This window comes from Candidatus Methanodesulfokora washburnensis (genome assembly GCF_003947435.1).
Taxonomy (GTDB): Archaea; Korarchaeota; Korarchaeia; order Korarchaeales; family Korarchaeaceae; genus Methanodesulfokora; species Methanodesulfokora washburnensis.
In genome coordinates this window covers 16104-31747 of record NZ_RCOS01000076.1, presented here as the reverse complement: position 1 = coordinate 31747, position 15644 = coordinate 16104, and the positions used below count along the sequence as shown (strand labels likewise).

Sequence of the window (15644 nt, the reverse complement as noted above, 5' to 3'; positions counted from 1 at the left end):
TTTCCTAGATGAAATAGAGGGAAGTTTTCGCTACCTTTATAAGTGCGATATGATTCAGAAGAGAGCTGCTATTATTATTCCGGAGACTATCATCAATGCTCCTATAACGCTTCTCCTATCAGGTCTCTCTCCCATCAAAAATGAGACAAGCTGGTTCACTAAAGGACTTATGGACGTGGATAGAGTGGGGAAGAATATTCCTATCTCCCCGATAGAGGTGAAGAAGAGGAGAACCCCTAGGCCGACCCCCATCATCCCGCCGAAAAATGACAAAGATGCTGCTTCTCTGCTCATATTTCTCCTCAGAAGGGATGCCACCAGAAAGAAGGGCATTGGGATGAGGGAGTTTAGGAGAAGCATCTCCACAACAGTCGATATCGAAAGAGCCCTCTGAATAACTAATGGGGAAAAGGAGAAGAGAAACATCGATATAACAGCTGATAGAACCCCTATTTTATCTATGCTTCCCTTTCTCCAGAGCATGACCCACACACCCATTATGGAAAGGGCTGCGCCGAGCACGACAGCTCTGCTCGGTTGTCTACCCTGTAGAGCTGAGCTCCATATATAGGAAAATGCTATGTATGTATATGATATGGGGACAGCCCTGTAGGCAGAGAGTCTGTCTATTGCCACAAAGTAGAGGTAATCTCCCAGCCCACTTGCTAACAGCGAGTTAAGGGCCATGAGAAGGACCAGTTCAGCGGATATATTGAGCTTGGATCCGGAGAACAGGATTATCACAAGGGCAAAAATGATAGCTCCTACGCTCTTGAAGAGGTTTGAGAAGTAGGAGTTCGATCTTCTCACTGCTCTTTCATAGAAAAGGGGGGTGAGGCCCCATATTATCCCGGTTGCGACAGCTTCGAGCTCAGCAAGCATCCGAAGCCAGATCCCCTCCCTTTAAAAAGATTCTGAGAGCATCTAGAATATAAATCAATTTTATGAAGATTTATTGTAATATTAGAAGAAAAAGTTTATTTTTTAAACGAAATCGTACGAATTATGCCGTTTAAGATAGATATCGATAAGGAGCTCTGCAAGGGATGCGGTATATGCACATCCATCTGCGGAAGATCCGCTATAAGGATGGAGAGTGGATTTCCAAGACTTGTTGGAGAATGTGTTGGATGCAGACTCTGCGAGTTTTACTGTCCTGATTTCGCCATATCAGTTGAGGTGATTGTATGAGGGAGTTTATCTCGGGGAATGAGGCTGTTGCAGAAGGAGCTCTTCTTGCTGGATGCAACTTCTACGCAGGTTATCCTATAACGCCCTCAAGCGAGATAATGCACATAATGGCTAGGGAGCTGCCAAGAAGAGGAGGAAACTTCATACAGACTGAGGATGAGCTTGCAGCAATAAACATGGCTGTTGGAGCATCTATAGCTGGGGCTATTGCAATGACTGCAACAAGTGGTCCAGGCTTCTCCCTAATGCAAGAGGGCATAGGATATGCCATAATGACAGAAGTTCCTGTGGTTGTGGTAAATGTGATGAGAGTTGGTCCCTCCACAGGTCAAGCAACAAAGCCAGCTCAAGGAGATCTGATGCAGGCAAGATGGGGGAGACATGGAGACCAAGCTCTTGTTATTTATGCCCCATCCTCCCCTCAGGAGGCGTTATACATCACTTACAGGGCATTTGAGACAGCGGAATGGCTTAGAACACCAGTTATAGTGCTTACAGACGAGTTTATAGCACATGGAAGGGAGGTTGTTGAGTATGATGATCTAAAGCCTGTTAAGAGGAGGCTTCAGACAAAGCCAGAACCTCCCTTTGGATCTGAGGATCCAACAAAGGTTCCACCTCTCCCCCCTCTAGGAGAGGGATTCAACGTGATGTTCACAGGCTCAACCCATGATGAGTGGGGCTACAGAGATGTCCACAGGCAGGATGTTCATTTCAGGCTTGTTAAGAGAATATGGGACAAGATCTGGATGAACTGCAAGGATCTATTTCTCTATGAAGTATATGGAGATGAGAAAGCTGATGTCACTTTTGTCTGCTATGGATCCGTTTCGAGAGCTGTCAAAAGTGCTGTCGACATGCTGAGGTCCAGAGAAGTTAGGGCAAAGCTTCTCAGGCTGATAACAGTGTGGCCTGTGGACTGGGATGTCCTAGAAAAGGAGATAGAAGGACATGTATTTGTGCCTGAGATGAGCTTGGGACAGCTTTCATTCGATATTGAAAGGTTTTCCAAAGTTAGGAAGATAAACAAGGTTGGAGGAGGGGTTCCAATATATCCCTCTGAGATTGTAAACGCTGTGATGGAGGTGTTAAGATGAGCAAGCACTTTGCCAGGAAATACCTTAGAGAGGAAGTTCTTCCGTCGACTTTCTGTCCTGGATGCTTCAATGGAATAGTGATAAATGCATTTCTCAAGGCAGTAGAGGAGCTGAATGCCAATCTGAGAAAAGTCGTTTTCGTTAGTGGAATAGGCTGCTCCTCCTGGATACCAAGCCCTCATATAAAGGCTGATTCAATACATACACTTCATGGCAGAGCCATAGCTGTTGCGACAGGTGTTAAGATAGTAAGGCCTGATCTGAACGTTGTTGTCATATCGGGAGATGGGGATCTGGCATCAATAGGGGGAAATCACCTCATCCATGCAGCTAGAAGAAATATGGATCTCCTCGTTATAATGGTGAACAACTTGGTTTACGGGATGACAAGGGGTCAGGCATCTCCCACAACCCCAATTGGTCTCAGGACAACCACAACTCCATATGGAAACTTTGAGCTGCCCATGGATGTGTGCAGGATCTTGGAGCAGACAAATGCAAATTATGTGGCAAGATGGTGCATATCAAACTTCTTCAAACTGAAGGACAGCATAAAGGAGGCATTTTTCATGAGGGGATTCAGGTTCATAGAGGTATATGCTCCCTGTGTCACATATGTAGTGAGATATGAAGGAAAAACAGCTGGGGAGAAGATAAAAGAGCTATTCTCAACATGCATCCCAAGGGAGTTGGTAGATAAGGCTCCCCAAGGTAAAAAAGTGATTGAAGTGGGAGTGTTCAAGAAGGAGGACAAGCCCGGATATATTGAGATGTACTCAGATTACAGGAGGTCGATAGCATGAAATCAGTATGTTTTATAGGAAGGGGAGGTCAGGGTATTGTTTTTTCAGCTGAAGTTTTGGCAAGAGCCGCTTTTCTTGAGGGAAAATATGTAGCACAACTGCAAAGCTATGGAGCTGAGGTAAGGGGAGGCTCTGTAATGGCCTATGCTGTTATCGATGAGAAGCCCATAGATAACCCGTTCATAGAGGATTTCGATCTCATAGTTCTGCTCAGCCATCCTGAGGAGTGGATGTACATCGTGAGCAAGGGAAAGCATGTGATATCAGATGAACCTGTGGGAATTGGCATGGCCTTCCCCTTCTCAAGACTTTCAAGGAATCAGAACCTCAAGGAGAACTCTCTTGCTTTAGGGCTTGTCTCTGCATTGGGCTATGCTAGCCTTGACTCCATTGAAAAAGCTCTTCCAAAAGGAAAAGATTTTGAAGAAAACATGAGAGCTGTTAGAATAGGATTTGAGGAGGCAAAAAAGTTATATAAGAGCTCTTTTCAGGGAATCTAAGTATAATTTTGCGATAAAGCAATCTCTCATGACCTTTATTCAGGAGCTTCATGGCTAACAACATGTTTTTATGTGTTCAGCATAGGAATGCATGGTGATGATACTTGGAGGAGCTTCTCAAAAGAATAGTTGTTGATCCACAGGTCATGACAGGTAAGCCGGTGATACGCGGCACTAGAATAACAGTTGATCTTGTGCTGGAGCTATTGGCTGCTGGAATGAGTCCAGAGGAAATTGCTCAAGACTACAGAATTAGCATTGAGGATATACGTGCTGTACTGCTGTATGCTGCAAGAGTGCTTGGAAGAGAGGAGGTTCTTGTTGTCGGAAGATCTTAAGCTCCTCTTGGATGAGAGCTTAGGAATCAAGGTTTATGAGAAGCTGAAAAGCATGAATTTCAATGTGCAAAGTGTTATAGCGGAGAGAAGAGGGATAAAGGATATGGAAGTTGTCACGATGGCTAAGCTTCACAACAAAGTGATAGCCACAATGGACAAGGATTTCGGCTACTTAGCACTCTCTTATAGTCCACCTGGAGTGATTCTCCTAAGGCTTAGGGATCCCAGAGTGTCAAATAGAATCAGGGTTCTTCTGAGGGTAATGGAGCTGAGGGAGAAACTTTACGGATTCTTAACAGTTGCAACAGATACTGAGATCAGAAGAAGACCTCTAGAATTTGATTTAAAAGAATGAGAAAATTTGCTGCTTACTTTCGAGAAAACTATATAAGAGCTCTTTTCAGGGAATCTAGGTCAAATCTCGTGAGAGAGCAACCATTCTTCACAAGGGGGATGCCCTGTGCAGGAATGTTGCTGAGAAATTTAGAGGCAAGCTTCAGCTCCATCCCGCATGCAACTCCTACAACAGCATCATATCCTCCTCTCTCCAGAATTTTAGGTATGCACGAGCCTCCGGGAACTACATAGACATCGTACCCTCTCTCCTCAGCTATCTCAATAGCCCTTCTTATGAGGCAGTCAGAGGAGCATTTCTGACACAGATATGAGGGTATGCTCTCATCAAAGATGGCCTTGCATCTGCTGTCCATGTACTTTCTTGAGCAGTGAGGGAGGAAAAGCGCTTTTCTTTTCGCATTTCCGAATTTCCTTCTTCCCATCTCGCTCATTATGCATATCTCAAGCATGTCCTCCACTACTGTTATAGCGTTTTGGAGGTCCAATCCGGTTAGCTCATCCAGCTTAAACATCCTGACAAGGTACATCGCTTTATTTGCCATTCTTTTGTGAATTCCCCTCTCATAAGATGCCCTCAGAATCTCCTCAAAGAACTGCCTTGGCACAGCTGATAGATCAAAGTTGAACCTGTAGGGCACCTGTTTTCTGTTAAGCTTTTTCTTAAAAGATTTTACTTTCAAATTAATAAATAGGAAAGTTTGTCAGATTTTCAGGAGGTCAGTCCTCACTGAAATTCTAATAAAAGAGATCGTCAAAATCAAAAATACGATCTTTCTACTTTTTCCTTTTAACTCAATTCTAACGCATATCCGTGCAACCTCCATTTCTGAGCTTATTCCTCTTTTTTATAGCTAAAGCCTTGACAATCTAAGCTGCCATACCTAAAACTTTTTCTAACATTCATAGTCCTTTTGACAGGAGATCTTTTTCCTCGAAAAGTATATTAATTAAAGGTCTTCATGTTGAATGGTGATGTTATGAGCGAGAGGAAGTTGTTCTCAGCAACAACTCTCGTTGCCATGGGGATAGGAACTGCGCTATATGCAGCATTTAATGTGTTCTTCAATATATTACAGATTCCCGGAACTCAGCTAGTTGCTGTTAGACCGAGTGTCTCCATACCGATGTTTTTCGGTTATATCTTCGGCCCAGTAGTTGGATTCGTATCTGGATTTCTGGGGAACGTGATAAGCGATGCAATAAGTTGGGGAGGATTCTGGTGGAACTGGGATGTTGGAAACGGTCTGCTCGGGCTCATTCCTGGACTGGCATCTTATCTTATCTCAAAGGAGGATATCTTCAAGAAGAAAGGCTACATAACATGTATATTACTTGTAGTGATAAGCTCGATAGTTGGGATGGGCTTCGCTGCATACACAGACTACATATTTGGCTATGGAATCTCCACGATAGAGGAAGCTACTTATGCTCTCTTCCTGCCAGCAGCAGTGACTGATGCAATAAACGGAGCGATAATAACTCCAATACTCGTAGCTGCGTACGCCTCAGCTGCTAAGGGAAGGGCTAGAAGGGTTTAAGATGTCAACTAGGTTCATAAAATACGTGGAGGGAGATAGCACAGTACACAAGCTAGATCCCAGAGCCAAGCTCACATTCCTCTTTTTTCTTGTATCGAGCCTGACAGTCTCATATCATATATTCTTGGTAATTCCACTTCTCCTGATATCCCTTTTATTTTACTTCCTAGCAAAGCTTCCCTGGAACAAGACTAAGGGGACTTGGAAATTTATACTTACAATAATACTAGTTCTTTCACTACTAAATTATCTAACAATAGTCCTGCTGTACAGTAAGGGGCCCTTAACGGAGGTGCTGACATCCCCGGATGCTTTAAGGAGAGCTCTCACTCCGGTGCTGAAACTTCTTGCTCTAGCAGTAGCCACAGTCACTGTGGTCTTCACGACTCCACCCAATCTCTATGCTCCAGCTCTTGGACAAATGGGTTTCCCTTACAAGGCTGCTTATATAATACAGCTTGCTCTCAGGTATATACCTGAGTTCATAGCTGAGATGAACAAAACTCTCGAAGCCCAGATGGCGAGGGGCTTCAGGCCAAGAGGAGGAAGAAATCCCCTAGCCAAACTTTTCTCGATAATACCTCTCGTGGTCCCAGTAACGATCTCTGCAACACTTTCCATATATGATATAGCTGATTCAATGGAGCTGAGGGGATTTGGGGAGGAAAGCTGCCACACTTGGTACAGGGAGCTCAAGCTAACTGGAAAGGATAAATTCCTAGTGATAGCATCCTATTTTCTGGGAGCCGTATATATAACCCTCTTCATACTGAATCTAATTTCCTCTCCTTCGTGAAGGACTTTCCCGTAGGAAGTCGCTTGTTCTATCTTAGAGCAGATTCTATTTTTATGAGCAGATCTCCAGAATCTCCTTAAGGCTCAACACCATCTTACCACTGGTTATTCTTTTTCCTGTTTTTATCAAGCTCGTCTCCCTTATCCTCCCGGAACTCAAATAATCCTCATTCGCTAGAACATACCTAGTTGGGCCATCAGCAATAACACGACCGCCGGATAGTATTACAGTCCTATCTGTGTACTCAATAGCAAGATCTGTATCGTGAGTTATCAATATAAGGGTCTTTACATCGCCGAAAAGTCCCATTATGAAGTCCATGAACTGTCTGCAACTTGCATAATCCTGACCCGCTGATGGCTCATCTAGTATCAGGATCTTAGGTCTCATCGTTAGGATTGATCCGACAGAGATTCTCTTCTTCTCCCCATGACTTGTTGCGAAAGGGGAGTACTTGAGCAGATGATGTATCCCGCATTTGAGCGATGTTTCCTCAACTCTCTTAGTTATCTCAGCAATATGGACTCCAAGATTTCTTGGACCGTATGAAAGCTCTTCTTCAACACTCCTAGCAAAGATCATGCTGGATGGATCCTGAAAGACAAGACCAACATAGTTTGCGAGCTCGTATACCTCCTTCTCCTTCGTGTCCATCCCATATACCAGCACTCTCCCCTCCTTTGGCTTCAATATACCAAGGATTAGCTTCGCTAAGGTGCTCTTTCCAGCTCCGTTGTTGCCGAGAAGGGCAACCCTCTCCCCTTCTCTTATCTCCAGATTAACATCTTTAAGCGCTTGCTTCCCATCATAATCAAAGCTAACATTCTCTATCTTTACAGAAACCGACCCAAGTTCCCTCTTCTTGCTCTCCACATGGAATTCTCTGCATTCTTTTACCATTACTGTTAATGGGACTTTTATTATTCCAAATAAACTCTTAAGCTCATCTTCCCCCTTAATCTCCCTCAAGATCCTCCCATCTTCCATGTAAAGGATCCTATCAACTCCAATCTCTAGTATTTCTTCGGTTCTGTGCTCAGCAATAATGATAGTCTTCCCTCTCTTCTTCATCATCTTTATCTGCTCTTGGACAAGCCAGACTCCTTCGCTATCGAGGTTAGCAAGGGGCTCGTCCATCAGAACTATGGGAGGATCAAGAGCCAGAATGCCTGCAATAGCTATCCTCTGCTTTTCCCCTCCACTCAGCTCATTCACATCTCTTCCCCTCAAATGAATCGCGTTAACTCCCCTTAGCGAATCCTCTACCCTTCTCCTAACTTCCTCTCTTGGGAAACATAGATTACATGGTCCAAATGCAACATCATCCTCAACATTAGGCATAATTAGTTGCTTTCCGACCTCTTGCATAACAGTTCCAACAAGCCTTGAGAGATAGGAGAGACTTGCACCTTTCACAACTACCCCAAGAACATTGACCTCGCCCTCATAGAAGCCCTCGTATCTATTTGGAATTAGGCCATTTATCGCCTTTATAAGGGTTGATTTACCGCTTCCGCTCCTTCCAGCCAGAAGAACAGTTTCTCCTTCCCTAATTCTCATATTAACTTTCCTTAAAGCTGGCTCCTCCTTATTAGCATATCTGAACGTCAGATCCTTGATCTCTATTGCCACATATTGAAGTGGGAGGAGATAATTAAAAACATGTCCGATCTAGCAGCTCATGAAGCAATGAGAACATAAGCATTAAGATTGATCTACTTTAAAAGCAATGTATATGGGAACCCTTCTTCATGCAACAGATTCCAGAGCTTATAATAAACTCCATCTATATTTGCATTAGCTCTATTTCTTTATTCTCTGGACTTTTATGTAGTGGACGACATTGAGAGCAGAATACCTGCTGCCGTTCTCTTTCTAATTAACTTTTCACTTTTCTCACTTAAATACCTCTTCTTAGACTTGGACATGTAGAGTTTCTCCATCAGCACTCTGCTTTTTAAGCCCTGAAGCTATCTACAATACCTGCTTTCAGGAAGTTTCTTAAAAGATTTTACTTTCAAATTAATAAATAGGAAGGTTTATCAGCCTGCATTACATAAAAAAAATGGGGAGATTGATGCCAGCAATACCGGAGGAAACCCTTGTTTCCACCTTCATAAACATAATAATAGCCCTTGTAGTTGCTTGGATCCTGATAACTTTTCTAAAAGCAGCTATAAGGGTTATAAGAGAGTATGAAAGAGCTGTTATATTCAGGCTTGGCAGGCTTTTGGGTGCAAAAGGTCCCGGCCTGATATTCCTAATTCCCTTTGTCGACAAGCCAAGGATCATAGATCTGAGGCTCCTCAGCTTCGATATACCGAGGCAGAGGATAATAACAAAGGACAATGTCACAGTTGATGTTGACGCAGTTGTGTACTACAGAGTTGTGAACCCAATAGATGCAGTTGTTAAGGTCCAAGATTACATAACAGCATCGAATTTCATAGCCCAGACAACGCTCAGGGATGTCATAGGCCAAGTTGAGCTTGATGAACTGCTTACGAGGAGAGATGAACTTGGAAAGAGGATACAGGGCATAGTTGATGAGATAACTGAGGGATGGGGCATAAAGGTGACTCAAGTAGCGTTAAGAGATGTTGTTCTGCCTGAGGAGATGTTAAGAGCCATAGCAAAACAGGCTGAGGCTGAGAGGGAGAAGAGAAGCAGGATAATAACAGCTGAGGGAGAGCTATTAGCTGCTCAAAAGATGGCTGAAGCAGCTGAGTTCTATGCAAAGAATCCACAGGCTATGAGGCTTAGAGAGCTCCAGACATGGGTTGAGATAGCTAGGGAGAGAAATCTGATAATAATAACAGAGGGAGGTGTGGCAACAGGACCTTTAGCATATGCACTAGCTGCGAGAAAGGAGGAGAAGAAATGAGGATCCCTCTCTGTCTCATAATCCTCCTTTTTCTTCCCATTCTATCAGTTGGTGCTGATGAGAACAGAGTTCTGGTAGTGAACATAACTGGCTATATATCCCCTGCAACAGTAGAGCAGGTAAAAGCAGCGGTAATTGAGGCTGAAAATGGATACAGCGCTTTAGTTCTGCAGATAAATACCTTTGGAGGCTCTGCAGATTCAACCTTCAGCATAGCAGACATACTTCTTTCCTCAAAAGTCCCAACTATAGGGTATGTGTACCCGATGGGCGGACAGGCCCTGTCAGCTGGATCCTACATCCTTATGGCAACTGATTATGCAGCAATGGCTCCTTACTCAACAATAGGATCTGCACAGCCCGTTGTCGGCTACACGCCCCTGAATGAGAGCAAGTATCTGAATGCCTATTCAACTAAGATGAGGAGCTATGCTGAGATGCATGGAAGAAATGGAACTGCTGCCTCCCTGATGGTGACAAAAAATCTCAACTTCATGCCGGAAGAAGCACTTAAATCAAAGCTTATAGAAGCCGTTGAGCCATCCCTCGACTCCCTTCTCAGAAATGCAAATGGAAAAACAGTTAAAAGAGCTGACAAGCTGTTTGTCCTCACTACATATCCTGCTCTGATTGAGTATATGCCAACCAGCCCCAGAGTTGAGGTGATGAGACAGCTCTCGGATCCGGTTATCTCCAGCCTTCTCTTCAGCATAGGATTCATGGTCCTTTTAGTGGGCCTCATGACACCGGGATGGGGAGCTGAGGTCGCTGGAGCCATAATGATACTGCTAGGATTGATAGGAATGGGAGTTAGTGTTGATCTGGCAAGCTTGATCCTCTTAGCGGTATCAGCTGTCCTATTTATAGCTGAAGTGAAGAAAGGATTGCATGGAATTGGGGCAATTGCTTCCACAGCCCTTCTAATAATGGCTGTTCTTTTGATGATAGGGAGTCCTTGGAGACCAACTCTCATATCATCGAGCTGGATGTTCGACACTATGGTCAAACTCATCTTATCAATAGGAGGAGTTGGAATAGCTATATCCATAATCTTCATAAAGGGGATATCATCTATAATAAGGAGAAGGCCTGTTGAGTGGCTTCCAACTGGAACTGGAGTTGCTGTAGACGACATAGCTCCAGGAAAGGAGGGGTATGTGAGGATAAAGGGTGAGCTCTGGAAGGCCACATCGGATGAAGAGATAAAAGCAGGAGAGAAAGTTGAGGTCGTGGGAAGAAGAGAAGGAGTTCTAATGGTGAAGAAGAAGGGGACATAATCTGTTGCAGAGGCCGCAAGAATTGCATCTATCTGTTATGAATGCAAGTCCATTCCTGATCTCTATTGCATCACAGTAAGTTGAGCATACACCGCAGCCAGCGCAAAATGAAGCTCTTATCATCACAGCTGGATCCTCTGGACTTGACGTCTTTGCTAAGTTCATCAGCCTTTCTCTCGGTATTTTTGATGCCTCAGATAGTTCAATTCTTTTTCTTCCTTCTCCGAATATTCTGAACCTTTTCGGCACATCAATCCATCTCCAGAGCCCGTATTTCACCTGATTCTCGCTCCATCCTGTGGAGAAAAGGAAATCCTCCCATCTCTTCCAGAGCTCTGGGTGGATCTCCTTTACTTTCAGGAAGTCTGATATTCTAGCTGATGGGCAGAGATAGCATCCTATTCTCTCAAAACCCATGAAGTACAGCTTGTTGACCTCTACCTTCCTGCTCATGACATACAGCCATGCATCCAAAGCTGTCCACTCATTTATCGGAGCTGCTGTAAGGATTCCTGGAAGCCAATCATTCATCCACACTTTCTTGCTTCTCATCCTGTCGAGGGATTCGAACCTTCTCTGTCCCACAAGCGTCATCTTGGTAACTCCTTTCAATGCTTTATAAGTTGGTACCAGCTTTAGCACTTTGCAGCACCACCTGTAGTCCCTTGCAGGAGGTCCGAACTTGGGGACGTACCTCCAGAAGGAATCGCCAGCAGAGCCCACTATATCTGCTTTCTTGGACTGCTCAACTGTCTCGGGCATCTCTATTCCCGTGTCATTGAAGTACACAATATAGTCGCATCCGCTTTTCTCAGCAAGATCCAGAATCACTGCGCTGTCCTTTCCCCCAGAAAATGATACAACAAGTTTTCCATGCTTCCTCCACATTCTGTAGATGAAAAGGGATGCTCTCGATCCCTTCAGCCCTATCTCCCTCTCATTAGCCTCGAACAAGAGCTTTCTATCCTGTTTCACATCGATTGCTTTCCTCCCCTTGAACACTCTTGTGATGACATACTTGTTCCCAATTTTACAGGCTATTCCATTCAGAGTTAATTTGAAATCCGGATCTCCCTCCTTTGCCTCTCCAACAACCTCTCCTTTATCAGCAACACGGTTTATTTTCTCCATTCTGTGCTCTATTCTCACAGCTCCTGCCTCCGAGGGCTTAAACTTCCAGGAGAAGGAGAAGAGATCGAAAAAGAGATGCCCTAAAACAGCTCCATCGGATATAACCTCATAAGATGTGTCCATGTAGGGTGCTCTTCCGAATAGGACAACGGAATCACCGTTTCTAAGAAGGTCAGCGTAGCATCCAGCCCCATATTCCTTTTCCAATACCTCTCTCAGCAACTTTAGGTCTGATTCCCATGCAGGTCTTGGATCAGATGTTCTGGATATCGGAACCTCAAGTCCAAGCTCTCCGCATGACTCGCATCTATCTGAGATCAGCGGGACATTGCAGTTCCTGCACCACCTGAGTTTCATCGAGCAACAAAGTCAATTAAAAAGAAAAAGGTTGTTATCAGTAGTATATCTTCCCCTTAGGAGGTTTCTTTATGATGCCTGACTCCATGAGGACCTTCATCTGGCTCTGCGCTCTTCCTATCATCTCCCTTGCCCTCTCCAGTAGCTCATCTCTAGAGAGCTTCTTTCTAGCAACTCCCTGCTCTATTGCCTTGAGACCTGTTGCAGCTGCCACATATGGGAACACCTCTGCCTCCGTCATGGTGGGTATTATGTAGTCCTCTCTGAGCCCTTTCTCTTCTGCATATTTTGCCAGAGCTCTTGCTGCTTCGGCAGCCATCTCATCTGTTATTGTTCTAGCCCTGACATCAAGAACTCCTCTGAAGACAGCTGGGAACACAAGGCTGTTGTTCACCTGATTTGGAAAATCGCTTCTTCCAGTTGCAACTATCCTAGCCCCTGCTTCCTTTGCCTCCCAAGGCCATATCTCTGGCACTGGATTTGCCTCTGCAAAGACTATCGGGTCCTTGTTCATCTTTTTTATCCACTCGGGTTTTATCACTCCAGGCCCCGGTGTGCTAGCCGATATTACAACATCCATCCCCTCTAATGCCTCTGCTATCCCTCCCTTTCTCTCCTCAGGATTGGTCTTAATTGCCATCTCATACTTCCATGGGTTCTCCTTCTTCATCTCCTCTATATCAGGTCTACTTCTGTAGAGTATTCCCTTTGTATCGGTCATTATCACATTCTCAGGTCTTATTCCTATGACAAATGCGAGTCTTGCGTTTGCTATATTGGCAGCTCCACAACCTATGAACGCTATTTTCGTGTCCTTAACGCTTCTTCCCGTGAGTTTTAACGCATTTATGAGACCTGCTATCGTTGCCCCAGCAGTTCCCTGCTGGTCATCATGCCAAACTGGTATATCCATCTCCTTTCTGAGCCTCTCCAAAATGTAAAAGCAATCCGGAGATCTTATATCCTCAAGATTTATCCCTCCTAGGGCTGGTTCAAGGAGCTTAGCTGTCTCTATGAACTGATCAGGATCCTTTGTTCTTATCGGAAGGGGAAATGCATCCACTCCGCCCAAGTATTTGAAGAGGAGCGCCTTTCCCTCCATCACAGGAAGAGATGCCTCAGGTCCTATGTCCCCGAGCCCAAGCACTCTAGTTCCATTTGTCAGAACAGCTATAGTGTTCCATCTATTTGTGTACTCAAGTGATAGATCGGGATCCTTCTGTATCTCCCTCGATACCTGAGCAACTCCGGGAGTGTACCAAACAGCAAAGTCCTTCAGCTCATAAACCGGAACTCTAGGGGCTATCTCCACCTTTCCCCCGTAAAACTTGGCATATTCCATTGCAAGTTTGTACGGCTTGTTCACATCCTCAGACAAGATCCCACCAAATTTTTCTGTTGCTCTACTTAAAAAATATTTCTGTTAAAGTCGGATTGGGAAATATGATAGCATTAGTAAAGATATAGAAGAAGGATACAGAGAGCTAGGGAATTTACTAAATCATTCTGATTTTGAGCTATTTACTATATTTTAGGATCAGTCTATAACTCTCTCCCACATCTCCTTTGCCAACTTCCCATCATACTTGAACGTATTTATAAGCTCCTTTGCCTCCTCCCTTCTCTGCCTGTGAATCTCAAGATATTCATTCACCTTCTTTATCAGGATCTCCTTCAGCTCCCCTGTCAGCATCCTTCCGGATCTGTACTCCTCCCTTATTCTCTCCACCTCGGAGTCATCCTCCTCCAGAAACATGTAGAGCCATTGAAACGGGACATCTATTTCAGGATTTCCTCCAAGCTTCCTGTGAAGCTCAGCTGTTGGCTGACCTCCGGAGAAAGCATACTTCATCACCTTTGTCCTGACGACATCAGGAGGATCGCTCAGGTATATAGCACTTTCAGGAGCTGAGGAGCTCATCTTTCCCTGAAACCCTGTCAGAGGAGGAATAAACTTGCTGTGTATGGCAGCCGCCTTTTTGTATCCAAGGGATTCAGCTATATCCCTCTGAACCCTCCAGTACGGGTCTTGATCTATGGCAGCGGGTATCAGACATCTTTTTCTTTCAAAGAAAGTTGGAACTATCTGTATTGCTGGAAACAAAATTAAGCCTATGTTTGTGCTGAGGGAAAAGCCGAAAACTGCTCTAGCAGTGCTTAGATTCACCTTCTTGGCGACCTTGAGCACTGCTGGATAGATGTTTCTTATGTACTCAGTGTCCTGAAATATGAAAGTCCTATCTGGATCGAACCCGACTGCTATTATGTCTAGGGCATTCTCGTAGGACCATCTCCTCGTCTCCTCGAGGCTCAGCCTTCTTTTCTCCTCCAAAAACTTCTCATCATCTGTTAACTGTATGTAAACATTTACCTTAAACCTTTTCTGAAGCCACTGAGTGAAGTGGAAAGGTATCATGTGCCCTATGTGCATTGGCCCGCTTGGCCCCCTCCCAGTGTAGAGAAAGAACCCTCTTCCCTCCCTGAAGTCTTTCAAAACAAGATCCAGATCCCTGTGAGAGTAGTAAATCTTTCTTCTTAACATGTAGTGGCTTTCCCCAGCAAGGGACTCCAGCTCTTTCACCAGATTTTCATCCAGCCTCTGAGTTCCGAACTCCTCTATAAGCCTGTCGTAATCGACAGGACCTGTGACCTCCCAAGGACTAACGCTGCCAAAGACGATCCCCCATCATATCACCTTTTCCTCCGCCTTTCTATTTGCTTTTAAAGCTTTTGTCAAGAAAATAAAATGGGGGATTTCAGGGCTTTTCCTCCTCCTTCTTCTCAAGCTCCTTCGCATACTCCACTGTGACAACATAAGAAGCGCCATTGTAGTAAAAGCTCAACTTACCTTCATCCACAAGCATGGAGACCGCTTTATCGACCAGAGACTTCTGAACATTAAGAGCCTCGGCTATCTCCTTGCTCTTCACCTTTTTCTTCTTCTGAACATACTCATACACCTTCTGCTTCAGCTCCTCTGTTACCTCCATTCTCTCCCCCGATAAAGCTTGATGTTTTTACGTTTAAATTTTTCTCAAAAGAATTTGAAAAATGATCTTCCTTGGTGAAGCAAGGAATCAATAGCGAGACCGAATTTTTATTAGATGAAGGGCTCAGGACGATTTCACTATGTTGTAATAGGATCTGAGAGCTCCTCTGTTCAACAGCAAGTGAAGTACTAGCACTGCCACAGTAGCGAATGCTGAGAACAAGTGGATCTGTCTCCATGCCTCCTTTCCATAATAATAACCTGATCTAGGACCTCTCGGAGCAAAGTAGAGAAAAAGCCCGCTAAATATAGTTGAAGTTCCAAGAATGAGAAGGATGAGAAAGACCGCAATCCTCAGATGAACTGAGCTCATATGCTGTAGGATA

At 44.4% G+C, this 15644-nt stretch carries 18 protein-coding genes; 10 read left to right on the top strand and 8 right to left on the bottom strand.

Translation table 11 applies throughout. The features are described 5' to 3' along the window. Positions 1–54: 54 nt before the first annotated feature. A complete protein-coding gene (locus D6D85_RS06245) occupies positions 55–882 on the bottom strand; it encodes a DMT family transporter (protein WP_125671213.1) in 828 nt (275 codons plus the stop codon). Between the two features lie 123 nt (positions 883–1005). Between D6D85_RS06245 and D6D85_RS06240 the strand changes: the two genes are divergently transcribed. From D6D85_RS06240 to D6D85_RS06215, 6 genes are all read left to right on the top strand, one after another. After that, complete coding sequence (locus D6D85_RS06240) at positions 1006–1191, top strand: ATP-binding protein (protein ID WP_125671212.1); 186 nt, start codon at positions 1006–1008, stop codon at positions 1189–1191. Continuing rightward, positions 1188–2288, top strand: coding sequence for a 2-oxoacid:acceptor oxidoreductase subunit alpha (locus D6D85_RS06235; protein WP_125671211.1), 1101 nt, complete (start codon positions 1188–1190; stop codon positions 2286–2288). Before D6D85_RS06240 ends, D6D85_RS06235 begins: the two co-directional genes overlap by 4 nt. Next, positions 2285–3091: a thiamine pyrophosphate-dependent enzyme gene (locus tag D6D85_RS06230; RefSeq protein WP_125671210.1), complete on the top strand. Its 807-nt coding sequence runs from the start codon at positions 2285–2287 to the stop codon at positions 3089–3091. Before D6D85_RS06235 ends, D6D85_RS06230 begins: the two co-directional genes overlap by 4 nt. Beyond that, positions 3088–3591: a 2-oxoacid:acceptor oxidoreductase family protein gene (locus tag D6D85_RS06225; RefSeq protein ID WP_125671209.1), complete on the top strand. Its 504-nt coding sequence runs from the start codon at positions 3088–3090 to the stop codon at positions 3589–3591. The genes D6D85_RS06230 and D6D85_RS06225 overlap by 4 nt, the downstream gene beginning before the upstream one ends. A gap of 104 nt (positions 3592–3695) precedes the next feature. After that, positions 3696–3929 (top strand): DUF433 domain-containing protein, encoded by a 234-nt coding sequence (locus tag D6D85_RS06220; RefSeq protein ID WP_125671208.1) that lies wholly within the window; start codon positions 3696–3698, stop codon positions 3927–3929. Further along, positions 3913–4284, top strand: a complete 372-nt coding sequence (locus D6D85_RS06215) for a DUF5615 family PIN-like protein (protein ID WP_125671207.1) — start codon at positions 3913–3915, stop codon at positions 4282–4284. The genes D6D85_RS06220 and D6D85_RS06215 overlap by 17 nt, the downstream gene beginning before the upstream one ends. 28 nt (positions 4285–4312) lie before the next feature. On the opposite strand, the gene D6D85_RS06210 is transcribed toward D6D85_RS06215, so the two are convergent. Then, positions 4313–4924, bottom strand: coding sequence for a DUF116 domain-containing protein (locus D6D85_RS06210; RefSeq protein WP_125671206.1), 612 nt, complete (start codon positions 4922–4924; stop codon positions 4313–4315). Positions 4925–5263: 339 nt separating this feature from the next. On the opposite strand from D6D85_RS06210, the gene D6D85_RS06205 reads away from it, so the two are divergent. Continuing rightward, entirely contained in the window at positions 5264–5824 is a 561-nt protein-coding gene (locus D6D85_RS06205; RefSeq protein ID WP_125671205.1) for an ECF transporter S component, read from the top strand. Between the two features lies 1 nt (position 5825). Next, positions 5826–6620, top strand: a complete 795-nt coding sequence (locus tag D6D85_RS06200) for an energy-coupling factor transporter transmembrane component T family protein (protein WP_125671204.1) — start codon at positions 5826–5828, stop codon at positions 6618–6620. 51 nt (positions 6621–6671) lie between these two features. Here the strand turns inward: D6D85_RS06200 and D6D85_RS06195 are convergent, their stop codons facing one another. Beyond that, on the bottom strand, positions 6672–8252 hold the full coding sequence (locus D6D85_RS06195; RefSeq protein ID WP_125671203.1) for an ABC transporter ATP-binding protein: 1581 nt from the start codon (positions 8250–8252) through the stop codon (positions 6672–6674). Between the two features lie 433 nt (positions 8253–8685). On the opposite strand from D6D85_RS06195, the gene D6D85_RS06190 reads away from it, so the two are divergent. Next, entirely contained in the window at positions 8686–9504 is an 819-nt protein-coding gene (locus tag D6D85_RS06190) for a slipin family protein (RefSeq protein WP_237558775.1), read from the top strand. Then, the gene (locus D6D85_RS06185; RefSeq protein ID WP_125671202.1) at positions 9501–10781 is read left to right on the top strand and encodes an NfeD family protein; all 1281 of its coding nucleotides are present in this window, start codon (positions 9501–9503) and stop codon (positions 10779–10781) included. The genes D6D85_RS06190 and D6D85_RS06185 overlap by 4 nt, the downstream gene beginning before the upstream one ends. On the opposite strand, the gene D6D85_RS06180 is transcribed toward D6D85_RS06185, so the two are convergent. The 5 genes from D6D85_RS06180 to D6D85_RS06160 form a co-directional block, all read right to left on the bottom strand. After that, positions 10755–12269 (bottom strand): phosphoadenosine phosphosulfate reductase domain-containing protein, encoded by a 1515-nt coding sequence (locus D6D85_RS06180; protein WP_125671201.1) that lies wholly within the window; start codon positions 12267–12269, stop codon positions 10755–10757. The two genes, D6D85_RS06185 and D6D85_RS06180, sit on opposite strands and share 27 nt — an antisense overlap. A gap of 37 nt (positions 12270–12306) precedes the next feature. Beyond that, a complete protein-coding gene (locus tag D6D85_RS06175; protein WP_125671240.1) occupies positions 12307–13611 on the bottom strand; it encodes an NAD(P)-dependent malic enzyme in 1305 nt (434 codons plus the stop codon). Positions 13612–13806: 195 nt separating this feature from the next. Further along, positions 13807–14949 carry a tryptophan--tRNA ligase gene (locus tag D6D85_RS06170; RefSeq protein WP_125671200.1) on the bottom strand — a complete coding sequence of 381 codons (1143 nt, stop codon included), beginning with the start codon at positions 14947–14949 and terminating at the stop codon, positions 13807–13809. Between the two features lie 76 nt (positions 14950–15025). Next, positions 15026–15259, bottom strand: coding sequence for a FeoC-like transcriptional regulator (locus D6D85_RS06165; RefSeq protein ID WP_125671199.1), 234 nt, complete (start codon positions 15257–15259; stop codon positions 15026–15028). A 123-nt stretch (positions 15260–15382) separates the two neighbouring features. Then, the gene (locus D6D85_RS06160; RefSeq protein WP_125671198.1) at positions 15383–15631 is read right to left on the bottom strand and encodes a DUF4405 domain-containing protein; all 249 of its coding nucleotides are present in this window, start codon (positions 15629–15631) and stop codon (positions 15383–15385) included. Positions 15632–15644: the final 13 nt, after the last annotated feature.